The sequence below is a fragment of the Rahnella sp. PD12R genome (assembly GCF_019200965.1).
Taxonomy (GTDB): domain Bacteria; phylum Pseudomonadota; class Gammaproteobacteria; order Enterobacterales; family Enterobacteriaceae; genus Rahnella; species Rahnella laticis.
Map to the genome: position 1 here is coordinate 356,487 of NZ_JAHTMS010000005.1, position 16,137 is coordinate 372,623.

The window sequence follows — 16,137 nt, forward strand, 5'->3', positions numbered from 1 at the left end:
TGATTTTGGCCATATAACGACCGATTTTACCAATGCCCAGCAAAGCTTTATTTTTTAGTCAGGATAGTTGCTCCGCGTAAAACCTGTTTCAGGTTTTTAGCCGGGTTGGAGGTTTTAGATGGATGATTTAACACCGGAAGACGATCTCAAACCAGACACCAGCGATCGCCGCCCACCGCGCGCGCGCAAACCGTCTCCTTCCATTCCAAAGGTTCCTGTGAATCGTCAGTACGTGATGATCGGCATTGGTATTGTGGTGCTGGTATTGCTGATTGTCGGTATAGGTTCCGCCATGAAGTCGCCAACGACTACCCCATCCGCGCAGCAGAACAACGGGCCTAAAGACATCAATCTTGCGGGCAACGACCTTGCCGGCAACAATGCGGCCGCTCCGGCTCAGCCTTCGGCGCAAGCTCAGGCGAATACGGCGCAGGCGGCGAACGGCCAGCAACCTCAGAGCATTGGCTTACCGCCAGTTTCTTCCACACCGACTGAAGCGCAGCCTCTGCCAGATACCGGGCAGAAAGAGCGTGTCGATCTGCCAGGCGATATGGGCGATGCCTTATCTTCCCAGCAGAATCAGGTGGATGGCGTAGCGCAGGGCAGCATGACGCCCGGTGCCCAGTCACTGACCTCTTTACCGACAGCACCGGCAACGGTGAATGGTTCGGCGCGGACTCAGATGCCTGCGGCCTCTCAGCCAGCAGCAACGCATACCCGTCCGGCTCAACCTGCGCGTAATACCCAACCTGCTCATAGCGCGAAACCGGCTGAACACAAACCGTCGGCAACGGCGTCGCAGACCGCGAAGTCTCAGCCTCAGGCGACGAAATCTCCTGCGACACATCCGTCAGCAGCACCGGCTGTCTCAGCCCCTGTTGTTGCTTCCGGCAGCGCATCGGCGATTAAGTCTGCTCCGGGTTCGCACTTTACCCTGCAATTAAGCGGCGCTTCTCAGTCCAGCACGTTGAACGCGTTTGCAAGACAGCAGGGTCTGAAAAATTATCTGGTTTATCAGACAGCCCGCGACGGGAAGCCGTGGTTTGTGCTGGTTAGTGGTAATTATGCCTCTTCCGCAGAGGCTAAACGTGCCATTTCCAGCTTGCCTGCGGAAGTTCAGGCGAAAAAACCGTGGGTCAAACCTGTACATCAGGTACAGCAAGACCTGAAAAAATGAATCTGATCTCAACGCGATTTGCTGTCTAAAAACAGGATACAATCCGCGGCTGTGAATTGTATAAGTAGCTAACTGACGGCATGAAGAAGAACCGCGCGTTTTTGAAGTGGGCTGGCGGCAAATACCCGCTGATTGATGACATCAGACGTCATCTTCCAGCGGGAGATTGTTTGATAGAGCCTTTTGTTGGCGCGGGTTCGGTATTTTTGAATACCGAGTATGACGCTTATATTCTGGCGGACATCAACAGCGACCTGATCAATCTCTATAACATCGTGAAAATGCGTACCGAAGAATTCGTACGCGACGCCCGTGTGCTTTTCACGCCTGAGTTTAATGAATCAGATCGTTTTTACGCACTGAGGGCTGAGTTTAATGCCAGCAGCGATCCTTATCGTCGTTCGGTACTTTTCCTCTATCTCAACCGCCATTGTTACAACGGCCTCTGTCGTTATAACCTCAGTGGTGCGTTTAATGTCCCGTTCGGACGCTATAAAAAGCCGTATTTCCCTGAAGAAGAGCTCCACTGGTTTGCGGAAAAAGCCCGCAATGCGGTGTTTGTTTGCGAGCATTATCAGGACACTTTGCTGAAAGCGCAGTCGGGTTCGGTGGTGTATTGTGATCCCCCTTATGCACCGCTTTCGGCGACGGCCAATTTTACGGCGTACCACACCAACAGTTTTAGTATGGAAGATCAGCGCAATCTGGCGCGGCTGGCGTATCAGCTTTCTCATGAAAATAATGTGCCGGTGCTGATTTCCAACCATGAAACACCGCTGACGCTGGAATGGTACGCAGAAGCGAAACAGCTGCACCGCGTCTCGGCGCGCCGGACCATCAGCAGCAAAGTTGCCCAACGCAGCATGGTAAATGAACTTTTAGCGTTATATCGCTGATTGCCGGCTCGCCGGTGATTTTCGGGAACCTTATCGTTTGGAGAAGCGGATGAAACAGTTTTTGATTGCACCGTCCATTCTATCGGCTGACTTTGCCCGTCTGGGTGAAGACACGGCGAAAGCATTGGAAGCTGGCGGAGATGTCGTCCATTTTGATGTGATGGACAATCACTACGTCCCGAATTTAACGATGGGGCCGATGGTCCTCAAATCATTACGCAATTACGGCATCACGGCGCCTATCGACGTGCATCTGATGGTGAAACCGGTCGATCGTTTGATCCCGGATTTCGCAGAAGCCGGGGCGTCTTACATCACTTTCCATCCTGAAGCCTCTGAGCACGTTGACCGCTCGCTGCAACTGATTAAAAGCCACGGCTGTAAAGCCGGTCTGGTTTTCAACCCTGCTACGTCCCTGAGTTATCTGGATTATGTTCTGGATAAACTTGATGTGATCTTGCTGATGTCCGTCAACCCGGGCTTTGGTGGTCAGTCATTTATTCCCGGCACGCTTGATAAACTGCGCCAGGTTCGCAAAATTATCGATGACAGCGGTTATGACATCCGCCTTGAAATCGATGGCGGCGTGAAGGCCGAGAATATCCGTGAAATCGCCGCAGCCGGTGCAGACATGTTCGTCGCCGGTTCCGCCATCTTTAACCAGCCTGATTACCGCACCGTGATTGACCATATGCGCAGTGAACTGGCTAAGGTCTCCCATGACTGAGCCTCTTGTTGCACGCGGCATTGCGTTCGATTTAGACGGCACGCTGGTCGACAGCGCGCCGGGCCTTTCCGAAGCGGTTGATCTGGCGCTGCGCGATTTTGGTTTACCGGCCGCAGGCGTTGAGCGCCTGAGCACATGGATTGGTAACGGTGCCGACGTGATGGTTGAACGTGCGGTTCGCTGGGCAGAAGGTGATTTGTCACCGGAATTTCTGCAAAAAGTACGCGATAAGTTTGACCATTACTACGCCGATACCGCCGCTTCAGGCAGCCGTTTATACCCGCAGGTGAAAGAAACGCTGGCTGCGCTGGCGGCTCTGGATCTGCCATTAGGGCTGGTCACCAACAAACCCACGCCGTTTATCGCGCCCCTTCTTGCCTCACTGGGCATCGACAGCTATTTCTCGCTGGTGATTGGCGGCGATGACGTCGTGGTGAAAAAACCGCATCCGGCACCGGTCTATCTGATGCTGGGAAAACTCGGTCTGCGTGCCAGTGAAATGGTATTTGTTGGCGATTCCCGCAACGATATTCAGTGCGCTCAGGCGGCGGGCTGCCCTTGTGTGGGTATGACTTACGGCTATAACTACGGTGAATCTATCGCGCTGACGAAACCCGATCGCGTGCTGGATCATTTCGCCGACCTTTTGCCCACTCTGGGGCTGTCATCTTTAAAAGATCAGGAAGCATAAAATGAGTAAACCCATCGTATTTAGTGGCGCACAGCCTTCCGGTGAACTGACCATTGGCAACTACATGGGTGCGCTGCGTCAATGGGTTCATATGCAGGACGATTACGAATGCATTTACTGCATCGTCGATTTGCATGCGATCACCGTACGTCAGGATCCCGCTCAGCTGCGTAAAGCGACGCTTGATACGCTGGCGCTTTATCTGGCTGTCGGCATTGATCCGAAGAAAAGTACCATCTTCGTGCAGTCTCATGTTCCTGAGCATTCCCAGCTGAGCTGGGCGCTGAACTGTTATACCTATTTCGGCGAGCTGGGTCGCATGACGCAGTTTAAAGACAAATCAGCGCGTTACGAAACGTCCAACAGCGAAAGCATCACCGCGGGTCTGTTTGATTACCCGGTGCTGATGGCCGCCGATATTCTGCTGTACCAGACCAACCAGGTGCCGGTCGGTGAAGACCAGAAACAACATCTGGAACTGAGCCGCGATATCGCCAGCCGCTTCAATGCGCTGTACGGTGATGTGTTTACCGTGCCTGAGCCGTTTATTCCGAAATCCGGCGCGCGCGTGATGTCGTTGCAGGAGCCGACCAAAAAGATGTCCAAGTCGGATGACAACCGTAAAAACGTGATCGGCCTGCTGGAAGATCCGAAAGCGGTGTCCAAAAAAATCAAAAGCGCGATGACCGACTCCGAAGAGCCGCCTGTCGTGCGTTATGACGTGAAAAACAAGCCGGGCGTATCCAACCTGCTGGATATTCTGTCCGGCGTGACCGGCAAACCGATTCCGGAACTGGAAGCCCAGTTCGAAGGCCAGATGTATGGTCATCTGAAAGGCGCTGTCGCTGAAGCGGTTGCCGGTATGCTGACCGAAGTGCAGGAACGTTATCACCGTTTCCGTAACGACGAAGCTTACCTGCAGGAAGTGATGCGTGAAGGCGCTGAGAAAGCCCGCGCGCGCGCAAAAGTGACGCTGGCAAAAGCCTATGAAGCTATCGGTTTTGTGACCGCGCCTTAATCGCTGAGTTTGTTTGAAAATGATAAGCCACGCCTTCCGGGACGTGGCTTTTTTGTTTTGGATTACCGGGTGAAGAACGCGTTAAGAGCCGGCGCTGAAGTTGTAGGTAAATGTCGCGTTGTAGCGCCAGTCGCGGGAGTGGCTGTCGAGCGGCACATCGCCGATGGCCCGCGCGGCTTCGACCGATAACGTGTAGTGACGGTTATCGCCAAACATCACGCCAATCGCATAAGACGACAGATTCTGTTTCGGTAATCCGGCCTGATTGAATTCGGTGTGCGCACCGTCGATCACCGTGTAAGGCTGGATGGTTTTCAGCCAGATCCCCTGTTCCAGATTGTGGATGTAGCGCAGCTCCACCTGGCCGCCGACGCCGTAATCGCCTTGCGCATCGCTGTCCGGATAACCGCGCCCGTAATGCAGCGCGCCAAAATTCACCCGTTCCGGTTCCGGCAAATCATTGTCTGACCAGTCACCTTCAACTGACGTACTGAGTCGCCATTTTTTGTCGAACAGATACGCGGCATCGCCGTTGAATTTCCAGCGGGTAAACGACAGATCGGCATTTGGCGTGGAATTCGTCGCGCCCAGCCCGTCGATCCCCTGGCGGACGTTAAATTTCGTGCTCCAGTATGACTGGTCATATTCGCGATAACCCGCCAGTGTGATCTCCGCCGCCGGGTAGCGTATGCGCTGGTTCACTTCCGGCAGCCGCACGCGCTGGTTTCCCAGACTTGCCTGCAAATCGTAATCATATTTTTTATCGAGATAATCCAGCCCGCCACTGATCGTCCATTGTTTTTTCCGCGTCAGCTCCAGCGGATAACTGAACACGACGCCGCCGTTGTATTGCGTCTGAGTATTCTGCGAACCGACGTTGATGCCGTTCGGCAGCGACAAAATGGTGTTGTAGTCTTTGTCTTTCTGCTGGTAATAACTGCCTTTAAGCTGCATCAGCAGCCCGTCGTCACCGAGATATTGCTGATAGTTCAGACCGGCATAGGTTTTCCGCGTGTCGCTTTCCAGCGGAATTAAGGTCGCAATTCCCAGCTGTTCGCCGTAAGTGCTCAGCCCGCTGAGCGTGGCGTTGACCACCGCAGAACTGTCGCCTTTGCGCGTATCGACCGCAGTTTGAATGTTCCAGTTACGCGGGCGTAAAGCCTGCACATTGAGCACGGTAGCGCCGTAGATATTGTCCGGATTGTTGGCGGAGGCGGTCACTTTGGTGTCCGGCGTGCGTTCCATCAGGAGGGTGTAGCGCTCGAACGTATCCTGCGTCAGCGGTTTATCCGCCATGATGTGTTGCGACAGTTTGCTCAGCCAGCGTCCGACCTGCTGATTATCGCTGTGGATCTGCGTGCCGGAAATATACCCTTCGACCAGCCCGATTTTCACCACGCCATCTTTGAAATTATCCGCCGGAATGTATGCATAAGAGAGCACGAATCCGTCCTGATGATAACGCCGGGTAATTCCGTCCGTGGCCGCCAGTAGCTGCGACAGCGGCACTTTCTTGCCGACAAAAGGAGCGAAAGGCGCGGCCAGGGAATCCAGCGGATATTGTGTGCCGCCGACAAACTGAATGTGCTTCACCTCTATCAGCGTCTGAGGCGTCAGGCTGGGGGCGGTTTTTTGTGCGGGCAGTTCGATTTTTTGCGTTTTAGCCGGAGGCTGTGAAATCGGCTGGGCCAGTTTGGCCGGGTTATTCGGGTCAATCAACGTAGGGAACATGTCTGCCGAACTGTAACCAACGACAGAGCCCAGTAACGCCACTATGCAGGATTTTATTCTCATAAACATTCCTTTGAACGCACAGGCAAATGTGGGAACCCGGAGGGAGAAGCCCGCTCCCCGGATGTCCGGACAGCGGGCTTTTTACAACAACGTACTATGGTGTTTTATTCACCTTCAGGCCTAGCCCGCCGGTGACCGTCCCCAGCGTGGTCCCGACGCCCGCAATCAGGCCGCCTGATTGTGTGAGCGAAGCGCCTGCACCTGCTGAAATACCACCGGAATTACTGGCGGTGGTCGTCGTTGTGCTGCTGGCCGGAACCAGAAGCGTACCGGTTTTAGACACGGCCTGGCCGGTATCCGTGACGGCGGTGCCCAGACCCGCCAGCGCCGGTGTGCTGGTAGAAACCTGTGTCCCGACGGAGCTGACCGCGCCGCCCACCTGATTCAGCAAGCCGTTAACAGGCGTACCTAAACCGGTCGCGCCGCCCACGGTTTGCGTGGTGGTTTGTACATTGGCGACAACCGGCGTGACGATGCCAGTCGCTGCCGTCGTGACGCCGGAAAGCGCGCCGCTCTGCACGTTTTGCGCCAGACCGTTGCCGGTTGTGGTGACCAGTGATCCGACGTTATTCACCAGACCGCCCGTCGCACCGGTTACGCCACCCAGCGGCGTTCCGGCGGTGTTAGCCGCAATGGACGTTCCAAGACCGGATACACCGGTACCTAAATCAGCCACGGCTTTTGGCACGCCTGCGACCGTGGTGCCGATAGCATTAGGATTGGTGCCAAACTGGCCGACACCGTTTTGAATACCGCTGCCCACGGACGTCACCGCATTCCCGGCGCTGTCGACAATGGTCACAACGCCTGTGCCTGCGACCGGAATATTACTGACAGGTGTCTGGCTGGCGATACTGCTGACTTGTGTCCCCAGGCCACTGACTGCGCCACCCGCACTGCTCAGGATGGTGCCGGTAGTGAGTGTGGTGGATGTCGATCCGGTTCCGGTACCCGTTCCCGTCCCGGTGCCTGTCCCCGTACCCGTTCCGGTGCCGGTTCCATTGCCTGCGGTGGTGGTTCCGTCACCGGTCGTTGTGGTGCCTGTTCCGGTTCCATTTCCGGCGGTCGTGGTGCCGTCACTGCCTGTTGTTGTCCCGTCTCCGGTCGTTGCCGAGCCGGTGGTGGACGTTTTTGCCGTATGAGAAGAACCGCCGCCGCCACTGCCGCTACAGGCAGCCAGTGACAGGGCGACTAAGATTGCCAAAGCAACCTTGTTAACATGACCAACATGAATGGTATGGCGCATGATTTGACCCTCCACGGGAGATTACGCCACAGTCGGCGTACTTAAAGTCTAAGTTGAAGATTCTGAATATTCCATTTGTGTGGGGTGATTATTTTGGTTTTAAGAGGGTGATTATCAAAATTCAGGAATTTTATTCTGTTATAAGAATTCTCTTATAATTTAAGGCAGAGAAGTGAAAGTCATATCACTTCTCTGAATTGATTAAAAAAATAAATGGAGTTTTCGGGCGGGGAGGTGCGTTACTGCGGCGTTTCGCTGGCAAACCAGTTGAGTTTATGGCGCAGGCTGACCACGCTGCCGACGATGATCAGGCTCGGGCTTTGCACCTGTTTAGCCAGATTTTCGAGGTCAGTCAGGTTTCCGGTAACCACGCGCTGCTGCTGGCTGGTGCCGTTTTCGACCAGCGCGACAGGCGTTTGTGCTGCCAGACCGTTTTCCAGCAGACGCCGTTGGATCTCGCCCGCCTGCGTCAGCCCCATATAAAACACCAGCGTTTGCTGACCCTGCGCCAGACATGCCCAGTCGAGTGCGCCGTCCTGTTTGGCGTGGCCTGTGATTAGCCGTACGCTTTGCGCGTGATCGCGATGCGTCAGCGGAATGCCGCTGTAGGCTGAACAACCTGAGGCGGCCGTGATGCCCGGCACAACGGAAAACGCGATGCCCGCGGCTTTCAGTGCTTCCAGCTCTTCGCCGCCGCGACCAAAGATAAACGGATCGCCGCCTTTCAGGCGCACAACGCGTTTACCCATTTGCGCCTGTTCCAGCAGAATTTCGTTGATGCGTTCCTGGGGAACACAATGATGCCCGGCGCGCTTGCCGACGAAAATGCGCTCGGCGTCACGGCGCACCAGATTCAGCACGCCGTCGGAAACCAGCCGGTCATAAACCACCACGTCGGCCAGCTGCATCTGCTGCAAACCCTTGAGCGTCAGCAGACCGGCATCGCCCGGCCCGGCACCGACCAAAATCACTTCACCGTGTTTATCTACCGGCTCGCTGAATAATTCTTCGAGATATTGCCCGCTTTGCGCGTCGTCATTATTGGCCAGTGATTGCGCCAGACGATGATGATTAAAAAGCTTTTCCCACCAGCGGCGGCGGTCGGACATCTCGCTGAACTGCGCTTTGACCCGCGCGCGTAATCCGCCCGCGACCTGCGCCAGTTTGCCCAGATGTTGCGGTAAAATGGATTCCAGACGTTCGCGTAATAAACGCGCCAGAACCGGCGCATTACCGCCGGAAGAGACAGCGATCATCAGCGGTGAACGGTCAATAATCGACGGCATGATCACGCTCGCGCTTTCCGGCGCGTCCACCACGTTACAGAAAACGCGGCGTTGCTCGGCGGCTTCGCTGACTTCCTGATTCACTAAATCAGAATCCGTCGCGGCAATGACCAGCCACTTTTCATCGACCAGCAGCGGCGAGAATTCGCCTTTCAGCAGGCGGACTTTGCCTTCGTCTGCCCAAATCTCAAATTGCGGCGTGAAGGTGAGGGCATTGACCGTCAGTTTCGCACCGGCATCCAGCAGCAAACGGGCTTTGCGTTCGGCAACGTCACCGGCGCCCACCAGCAGACAGGCTCTGTTTTTTAACTGACAAAAGAGGGGCAAATAATCCATGACGACGTTCCCGAAAGCAGATAACAACGCCGCCCGAAGGCGGCGTGAAAGGCGCGGAGTTTAGCAGGTTTCTGCGTGAAGGCTGGCGGTATTGATTTCCACATTGCCGCCCTGAACACGAACCTCAAAGGCCGGAATCGAATGCGTATCGTCTTCCATACACAAACCATCCGTCAGGCGAAAATGCTGTTTTTTCAGCGGGCTGGCGACCCACAATTCGCCCTGATGTTCCGCAATAATCCCGCGTGAAAGCACGCTTGATTTTGCGAAGGGATCGATATTCGACAGCGCGAAAATCTGCTCATCAGCGTAAGGACGGAACAGCGCAACCTGCTGATCGCCCGCCAGCGCACAAACGCCGCAGCCCGGCAGGATTTGCTCGACAGAACAAAGTGTTAACCACTGGCTCATAATACTTCCTCCCCGTCGGCGATCATTTTCACCGGAATGCGTTCGTCCGGGCGCGCCGGACGGTGCTGTTCGCGTTCTGACACGAACTGGACGTTCGGGTCGCGCTGCGCGTTGTTGATAAAGTGCGTGAAGCGGGTCTGCGCCGCCGGATCGTTCAGCGTTTCCTGCCATTCGCAAACCGCAGATTCACGCAGACGCTCCAGTTCGGCTTCCAGCTGATCGTTCAGGCCGAGTTTGTTATCGATAATCACTTTGCGCAGATAGTCGATGCCGCCTTCGAGGTTGTCCATCCAGACCGAGGTGCGTTGCAGCTTATCGGCGGTGCGGATGTAGAACATCATGAAGCGGTCGAGATAGCGCAGCAGCGTTTCGTTATCCAGATCGGCGGCCAGCAGATCGCCGTGGCGCGGTTTCATGCCGCCGTTGCCGCAGACATACAGGTTCCAGCCGTTTTCGGTGGCGATAATCCCGACGTCTTTGCCCTGGGCTTCCGAACATTCACGGGTACAACCGGAGACGCCGAACTTCATTTTGTGTGGTGTGCGGATGCCTTTGTAGCGGTTTTCCAGACTGATGCCGAAACCGAGGCTGTCGCCGACGCCGTAGCGGCACCAGGTGCTGCCGACGCAGGTTTTCGCCATGCGCAGCGCTTTCGCATATGCCTGACCGGTTTCGAAACCGGCGTTAATCAGTTTCTGCCAGATAGCCGGTAAATCGTCTTTCTGCGCGCCGAACATCCCGATGCGCTGGGAGCCGGTAATTTTGGTGTAGAGGTTATATTCCGCTGCAATTTCGCCAATTGCCATCAGGCCTTGTGGCGTGATTTCGCCGCCCGGTGAGCGCGGGATAACAGAATACGTGCCGTCTTTTTGCATGTTGGCGAGGAAGACGTCATTGGTATCCTGAAGCGGCGTGTGCTGTGCTTTCAGCACGTAGTCATTCCAGCAGGAGGCGAGGAGCGAACCGACGGTCGGTTTACACACTTCACAGCCATAACCTTTGCCGTATTTATTGAGCAGATCGTCAAACGAACGAATGCCTTCAACGCGGATCAGGTGATACAGCTCCTGACGCGAATACGCAAAGTGTTCGCACAGGTGATGGTTTACTTCGATGCCCTGTTTGCTCAGCTCAGCGTTCAGCACCTGCGTGACCAGCGGAATACAACCGCCGCAGCCGGTTCCGGCTTTGGTCGCGGATTTCAGCGCCGCGACGGTGTGGCAGCCGCCCTGAACCGCTTTGATGATGTCGCCTTTGGTGACGTCAAAACAGGAGCAGATTTGCGCGCTTTCCGGCAGGGCGTCGGTGCCGATCACTGCGCCGCCGCTGCCCGCGTGGGCAGGCAGGATCAGCGCGTCCGGATTTTCCGGCAGCTCGATGCTGTTAAGCACCAGCTGCAACAGATTGCCGTAATCGCTGGTATCGCCGACCAGAACCGCGCCGAGCAACGTTTTGTTGTCTTCGCTGACGACCAGACGTTTGTATAACGCTTTGCTTTCATCCAGATAGACGTAGCTGCGGGCGCCCGGTGTGCGTGCGTGTGCATCGCCGATACCCGCAACGTCAACGCCGAGCAGTTTCAGCTTGGCGCTCATGTCTGCGCCGGTGAAGGTATTTTCGCGGCCCAGGAGATGGTCTGCGGTGACCTGCGCCATTTTGTAGCCCGGCGCGACCAGACCGAAGGTACGCTGATTCCACGACGCACATTCGCCGATGGCGTAAACGTCCGGATCGCTGGTCTGGCACTGGTCGTTAATGACGATGCCGCCGCGCGGTGCAATCTCGAGATCACACTGGCGCGCCAGTTTGTCCTGAGGACGGATGCCGGTAGAGAACACGATGAAATCGACTTCCAGCGCGGTACCGTCAGCGAATTCCATGGTTTTGCGGGCAGAGCTTCCGCCCTGAACGATTTGTTTGGTGTTTTTCGCGGTGTGAACCTGCACGCCCATGCTTTCGATTTTCTGGCGCAACTGGCTGCCGCCCATCACATCAAGCTGTTCCGCCATCAGGCCGGGTGCGAATTCAACAACGTGCGTTTCCACGCCGAGGTTTTTCAGGGCACCCGCCGCTTCCAGCCCGAGCAAACCGCCGCCGACGACGGCACCGCGTTTGCTGCGACGGGCGCAGGATTCGATGGCGTGCAAATCTTCGATGGTGCGGTAAACGAAACAGTCCTGGCCGTCAGAACCGGCGATCGGCGGTACCCACGGGTAGGAACCGGTCGCGATAATCAGTTTGTCGTAGTACACCGTGCGGCCGCTGCTGGAGTGAATCACTTTTTCTTTGCGGTTCAGCGTGATGGCGCGTTCACCAATCAGCACGTTAACGTTGTGTTTTTCGTAAAATCCTTCACGAACCAGCGACAGTTCTTCGGCGGTATGGTGGGAAAAGTAAGAGGAAAGATGGACGCGGTCATAGGCCACGCGCGGCTCTTCACATAATACCGTGATATCGAACTGACCCGGCTCCGCTTTATCCAGCAAATCCTCGATAAAGCGATGGCCGACCATGCCGTTACCAATAATCGCGAGTCTGACTTTGCTCATAATTGCCTCAATTTTGATTTTATGAGGCTAAACATAACCCGCGCGTATCAGGGGGTATTGATACAAATCAAGCCGCTCCCAATATACTCCTTAGGTGGTATTTGCCTGATTTCATTGGGTTTTTGTGTAACCTTTCGATTTATAAACACTTTCAGGCTATTGTTCTTCTATTGCTTCCTGAAACCGACTTTCCATAACGATGAGGTTACGCGTGACGAAAACCCTTTTACGGACCATTAAAAACGTACGCCTGCCCGGCAGCGAAGGATTGTGGCAGATCGATATCGAAGATGGCGTGGTTCGCCAGATCATCTCCCGGCCACAAAATGATGCGCAGGGTGAACATATTCTTGATGCGGAAGGCGGGCTGGCGATCCCGCCTTTTATCGAACCGCATATTCACCTTGATACGACGCAAACCGCCGGTCAGCCGGCGTGGAACCAGTCCGGTACGCTGTTTGAAGGTATTGAACGCTGGGCAGAACGCAAGGCGCTGCTCACGCATGAAGACGTAAAACAGCGCGCGTGGCAGACACTCAGGTGGCAGATTGCCAACGGCATTCAGCACGTCCGCACGCACGTTGATGTCTCCGACCCGACGCTGACCGCGCTGAAAGCCATGCTGGAAGTGAAAGCCGAAGTCGCGCCGTGGGTTACGCTGCAAATCGTGGCGTTTCCGCAGGAAGGGATAATGTCGTATCCCGACGGCGAAGCCCTGCTGGAAGAGGCGCTGAAGCTGGGTGCTGACGTTGTCGGCGCGATCCCGCATTTTGAATTTACCCGCGAATATGGCGTGGAATCGCTGCACAAAACTTTTGCGCTGGCGCAGAAATACAACAAGCTTATCGACGTGCATTGCGATGAAATCGATGACGCACAATCGCGTTTTGTGGAAACCGTGGCGGCGCTGGCGCTGCGCGAAAACATGGGCGAACGCGTTACCGCCAGCCATACCACCGCGATGCACTCATATAACGGCGCGTATACCTCGCGGCTGTTCCGTCTGCTGAAAATGTCGGGCATCAACTTTGTCGCCAATCCGCTGGTGAATATTCATCTGCAAGGGCGCTTTGATACGTACCCGAAACGTCGCGGTATTACGCGCGTGAAAGAAATGCTGGAGGCGGGGATTAACGTCTGCTTCGGTCACGATGACGTTTTTGACCCGTGGTATCCGCTGGGCACCGCCAATATGTTGCAGGTCTTGCACATGGGGCTGCATGTTTGCCAGCTGATGGGATATCAGCAAATTGACGACGGCCTGAAGCTGATTACCACGTACAGCGCGCGAACAATGAATCTGACGGATTACGCGCTGCAAGACGGCAATCCTGCGAACCTGGTGATCCTGCCCGCGCAGAATGGTTTTGATGCTGTCCGACGTCAGACGCCGGTGCGTTATTCCATCCGTCAGGGACGGCTCATCGCGCAAACGGAACCGGCAAAAACGGTCATCCATCTTGATAAAGATTACCCGGTAGATTTCAACAGCTAACACTCAGATAAATGCCGTGTAATATTATGAAATATCTGAACAATTTAGTTTTAAGCGTAAATAAAGGTAAAGGTCTGGCGCTGAGCCTAAAGCCTCTTTAGAATCAGTGGGATCTGTTGTTTGTATTCTGGAGAAAGGAACCGTCATGTTTAAACGTACTCTAGTGGCCTTAACTGCGCTGCTATCCCTGACTGCAATGTCACCGGTTTTCGCCGCCGGTCAAACCCACGTAATGCTGACCACTTCAGCAGGGAATATCGAACTGGAACTCGACAGTGCGAAGGCACCGGTTTCTGTGAAGAATTTCGTCGATTACGCGCAGAGCGGCTATTACAACAACACCATTTTTCATCGCGTAATCCCGGGCTTCATGGTTCAGGGCGGTGGCTTTACGACTGACATGCAGCAGAAAGCGACCAAAGAACCGATTAAGAACGAAGCCGACAACGGCCTGCGTAACCTGCGCGGCACCGTTGCCATGGCGCGTACTGCCGATAAAGACAGCGCGACCAGCCAGTTCTTCATCAACGTGGCAGACAATGCTTTCCTGGATCACGGTCAGCGTGATTTTGGCTATGCCGTTTTCGGTAAAGTCATCAAAGGCATGGACGTGGTCGACAAAATGTCCTCCGTGAAAACCGATAACGTCGGGCCATACCAGAACGTTCCGACCACGCCGATTGTGATTCTGTCTGCGAAAGTCTTGCCATAACGTTCAGCTTTCCGGTTCCTTTGTGCAAATAATCTAAGCCTCCTTTCGGGAGGCTTTTTGTTGGGTGTTTCTTGACGCCCCATGTCCTGACTAATAGGTTTTAAAGAGCGTTCCCGCGTCCCACTTTCAAGGAAAAAGAAATGAGCGAACCCCGCCTGATTGCGAAAGCCATGAATGAAGGCCAGCCGGTTCAGGATCTGGTGATCCTGCCTGCGCTGGCGAACCGGCATGGATTAATAACCGGCGCGACCGGCACAGGGAAAACGGTCACGCTGCAACGCATGGCTGAACAGTTTTCGCGTATCGGCATTCCGGTTTTTCTCGCGGATGTAAAAGGGGATTTATCGGGGATTGGCGCAGAAGGCGTGCCTTCGGAAAAACTCGCCGCGCGCCTGAAGAATATCGGCGTCACTGACTGGCAGCCGCAGGCGTGCAGCATTATCCCGTGGGATATTTTCGGTGAAAAAGGCCATCCGATCCGCGCCACGATTTCCGATCTCGGGCCGTTATTGCTGGCGCGGTTGCTGGATCTGAATGACGTGCAAAGCGGCGTGTTGCAGCTGGTTTTCAAGATTGCCGATGACAACGGACTTTTGCTGCTCGACATGAAAGATTTGCGCGCGATGGTGCAGTTTACCGGCGAAAACGCCAAACAGTTCCAGACGCAGTACGGCAATATTTCAACGGCGTCAATCGGAGCGATTCAGCGCGGCCTGCTGACGCTGGAAGGTCAGGGCGCGAATCAGTTCTTCGGCGAGCCGATGCTGGATATCAACGACCTGATGCGCACCGATAAAAACGGTCACGGGATCATCAATCTGCTGGCTGCAGATAAGCTGATTAATCAGCCCAAACTCTATTCTGTTTTCCTGCTCTGGCTGCTGGCGGAGCTGTTCGAACATCTGCCGGAAGTGGGCGACCCGGAACAGCCGAAGCTGGTGTTCTTCTTTGATGAAGCACATCTGTTGTTCAATGACGCGCCTGAAGCGTTACTGACGAAAATCGAACAGGTGGTGCGTCTCATCCGTTCTAAAGGCGTCGGAATTTACTTCGTCACGCAGAACCCGCTGGATATTCCCGACAGCGTGCTCGGGCAGCTTGGCAACCGGGTTCAGCACGCCCTGCGCGCCTTTACGCCGCGTGACCAGAAAGCGGTGAAAGCCGCGGCGCAGACTATGCGCGCGAATCCGGCGTTTGACGCGGAAACGGCGATCAGCGAGTTGGGCGTCGGCGAAGCGCTGGTGTCTTTCCTCGATGAAAAAGGGCGACCGGAAATTGTGCAGCGCGCCATGGTCATCGCACCGGAATCAAAAATGGGCATGCTGGCGGAAGATGAGCGCAATAAAGCCATCAATCAGTCGCCGTTGTATGGCCGCTACGAAGACAGCGTGGATCGCGAATCTGCGTATGAAAAAATCACCGCACAGGGTTTTGGCACCGTGGCTGCCCCGCAACCGGGCGGCGCGGCTAAACCCGCAGCGGAAGCCGGATCCGGCGGCGGGCTGATGGGCGGTCTCAATGAAATCCTGTTCGGCAGCACCGGCCCGCGTGGCGGTAAACGCGACGGCGTGGTGCAGGTTGCCGCCAAAAGTATGGCCCGCGATTTAGGGCGACAAATTCTGCGCGGCGTTTTGGGCTCCATAATGGGTGGCCGTAAAAAATAATCTCTTCTGTTCAACACACAAAGCTGAAACGCGTCAGCTTTGTGTGCGTTTTCCCTGCCTGACTTCGCACTATTTCCTGTAACAAATCCCGTTTCATTCTTCTTTTTGCCACCCCGAGCACGTTGTGACGGGTGG

General features: G+C 55.2%; 13 protein-coding genes. 8 read left to right on the forward strand and 5 right to left on the reverse strand.

All coding sequences use genetic code 11. The features are described 5' to 3' along the window. Positions 1-118: 118 nt before the first annotated feature. The 5 genes from KWG64_RS12700 (at position 119) to trpS (ending at position 4,509) form a co-directional block, all read left to right on the forward strand. Positions 119-1,177, forward strand: a complete 1,059-nt coding sequence (locus KWG64_RS12700; RefSeq protein WP_218522086.1) for an SPOR domain-containing protein — start codon at positions 119-121, stop codon at positions 1,175-1,177. An 80-nt stretch (positions 1,178-1,257) separates the two neighbouring features. Beyond that, positions 1,258-2,073: an adenine-specific DNA-methyltransferase gene (dam, locus tag KWG64_RS12705; protein WP_152327512.1), complete on the forward strand. Its 816-nt coding sequence runs from the start codon at positions 1,258-1,260 to the stop codon at positions 2,071-2,073. A 49-nt stretch (positions 2,074-2,122) separates the two neighbouring features. Next, on the forward strand, positions 2,123-2,800 hold the full coding sequence (gene rpe / locus KWG64_RS12710) for a ribulose-phosphate 3-epimerase (RefSeq protein WP_152327511.1): 678 nt from the start codon (positions 2,123-2,125) through the stop codon (positions 2,798-2,800). Further along, positions 2,793-3,491 carry a phosphoglycolate phosphatase gene (locus tag KWG64_RS12715; RefSeq protein WP_195825421.1) on the forward strand — a complete coding sequence of 233 codons (699 nt, stop codon included), beginning with the start codon at positions 2,793-2,795 and terminating at the stop codon, positions 3,489-3,491. Before rpe ends, KWG64_RS12715 begins: the two co-directional genes overlap by 8 nt. A 1-nt stretch (position 3,492) precedes the next feature. Next, the gene (gene trpS / locus KWG64_RS12720) at positions 3,493-4,509 is read left to right on the forward strand and encodes a tryptophan--tRNA ligase (RefSeq protein ID WP_152327509.1); all 1,017 of its coding nucleotides are present in this window, start codon (positions 3,493-3,495) and stop codon (positions 4,507-4,509) included. An 81-nt stretch (positions 4,510-4,590) separates the two neighbouring features. On the opposite strand, the gene KWG64_RS12725 is transcribed toward trpS, so the two are convergent. The 5 genes from KWG64_RS12725 to nirB form a co-directional block, all read right to left on the reverse strand. Then, positions 4,591-6,309, reverse strand: a complete 1,719-nt coding sequence (locus KWG64_RS12725; RefSeq protein WP_370628662.1) for a ShlB/FhaC/HecB family hemolysin secretion/activation protein — start codon at positions 6,307-6,309, stop codon at positions 4,591-4,593. 88 nt (positions 6,310-6,397) lie between these two features. Further along, complete coding sequence (locus KWG64_RS12730) at positions 6,398-7,549, reverse strand: collagen-like triple helix repeat-containing protein (RefSeq protein ID WP_218522087.1); 1,152 nt, start codon at positions 7,547-7,549, stop codon at positions 6,398-6,400. A 239-nt stretch (positions 7,550-7,788) separates the two neighbouring features. After that, positions 7,789-9,171 (reverse strand): siroheme synthase CysG, encoded by a 1,383-nt coding sequence (cysG, locus tag KWG64_RS12735; protein ID WP_218522088.1) that lies wholly within the window; start codon positions 9,169-9,171, stop codon positions 7,789-7,791. Positions 9,172-9,231: 60 nt separating this feature from the next. Beyond that, positions 9,232-9,582: a nitrite reductase small subunit NirD gene (gene nirD / locus KWG64_RS12740; RefSeq protein WP_101077450.1), complete on the reverse strand. Its 351-nt coding sequence runs from the start codon at positions 9,580-9,582 to the stop codon at positions 9,232-9,234. After that, complete coding sequence (gene nirB / locus KWG64_RS12745) at positions 9,579-12,131, reverse strand: nitrite reductase large subunit NirB (protein ID WP_218522089.1); 2,553 nt, start codon at positions 12,129-12,131, stop codon at positions 9,579-9,581. The genes nirD and nirB overlap by 4 nt, the downstream gene beginning before the upstream one ends. A 199-nt stretch (positions 12,132-12,330) precedes the next feature. Here nirB and KWG64_RS12750 point away from each other — a divergent pair, with 199 nt between their 5' ends. From KWG64_RS12750 to KWG64_RS12760, 3 genes are all read left to right on the forward strand, one after another. Then, complete coding sequence (locus tag KWG64_RS12750) at positions 12,331-13,626, forward strand: cytosine deaminase (RefSeq protein ID WP_370628663.1); 1,296 nt, start codon at positions 12,331-12,333, stop codon at positions 13,624-13,626. Between the two features lie 145 nt (positions 13,627-13,771). Next, positions 13,772-14,338, forward strand: a complete 567-nt coding sequence (ppiA, locus tag KWG64_RS12755) for a peptidylprolyl isomerase A (RefSeq protein ID WP_152327502.1) — start codon at positions 13,772-13,774, stop codon at positions 14,336-14,338. A 140-nt stretch (positions 14,339-14,478) separates the two neighbouring features. After that, positions 14,479-16,002, forward strand: a complete 1,524-nt coding sequence (locus KWG64_RS12760) for a helicase HerA-like domain-containing protein (RefSeq protein ID WP_218522091.1) — start codon at positions 14,479-14,481, stop codon at positions 16,000-16,002. Positions 16,003-16,137 lie beyond the last annotated feature (135 nt).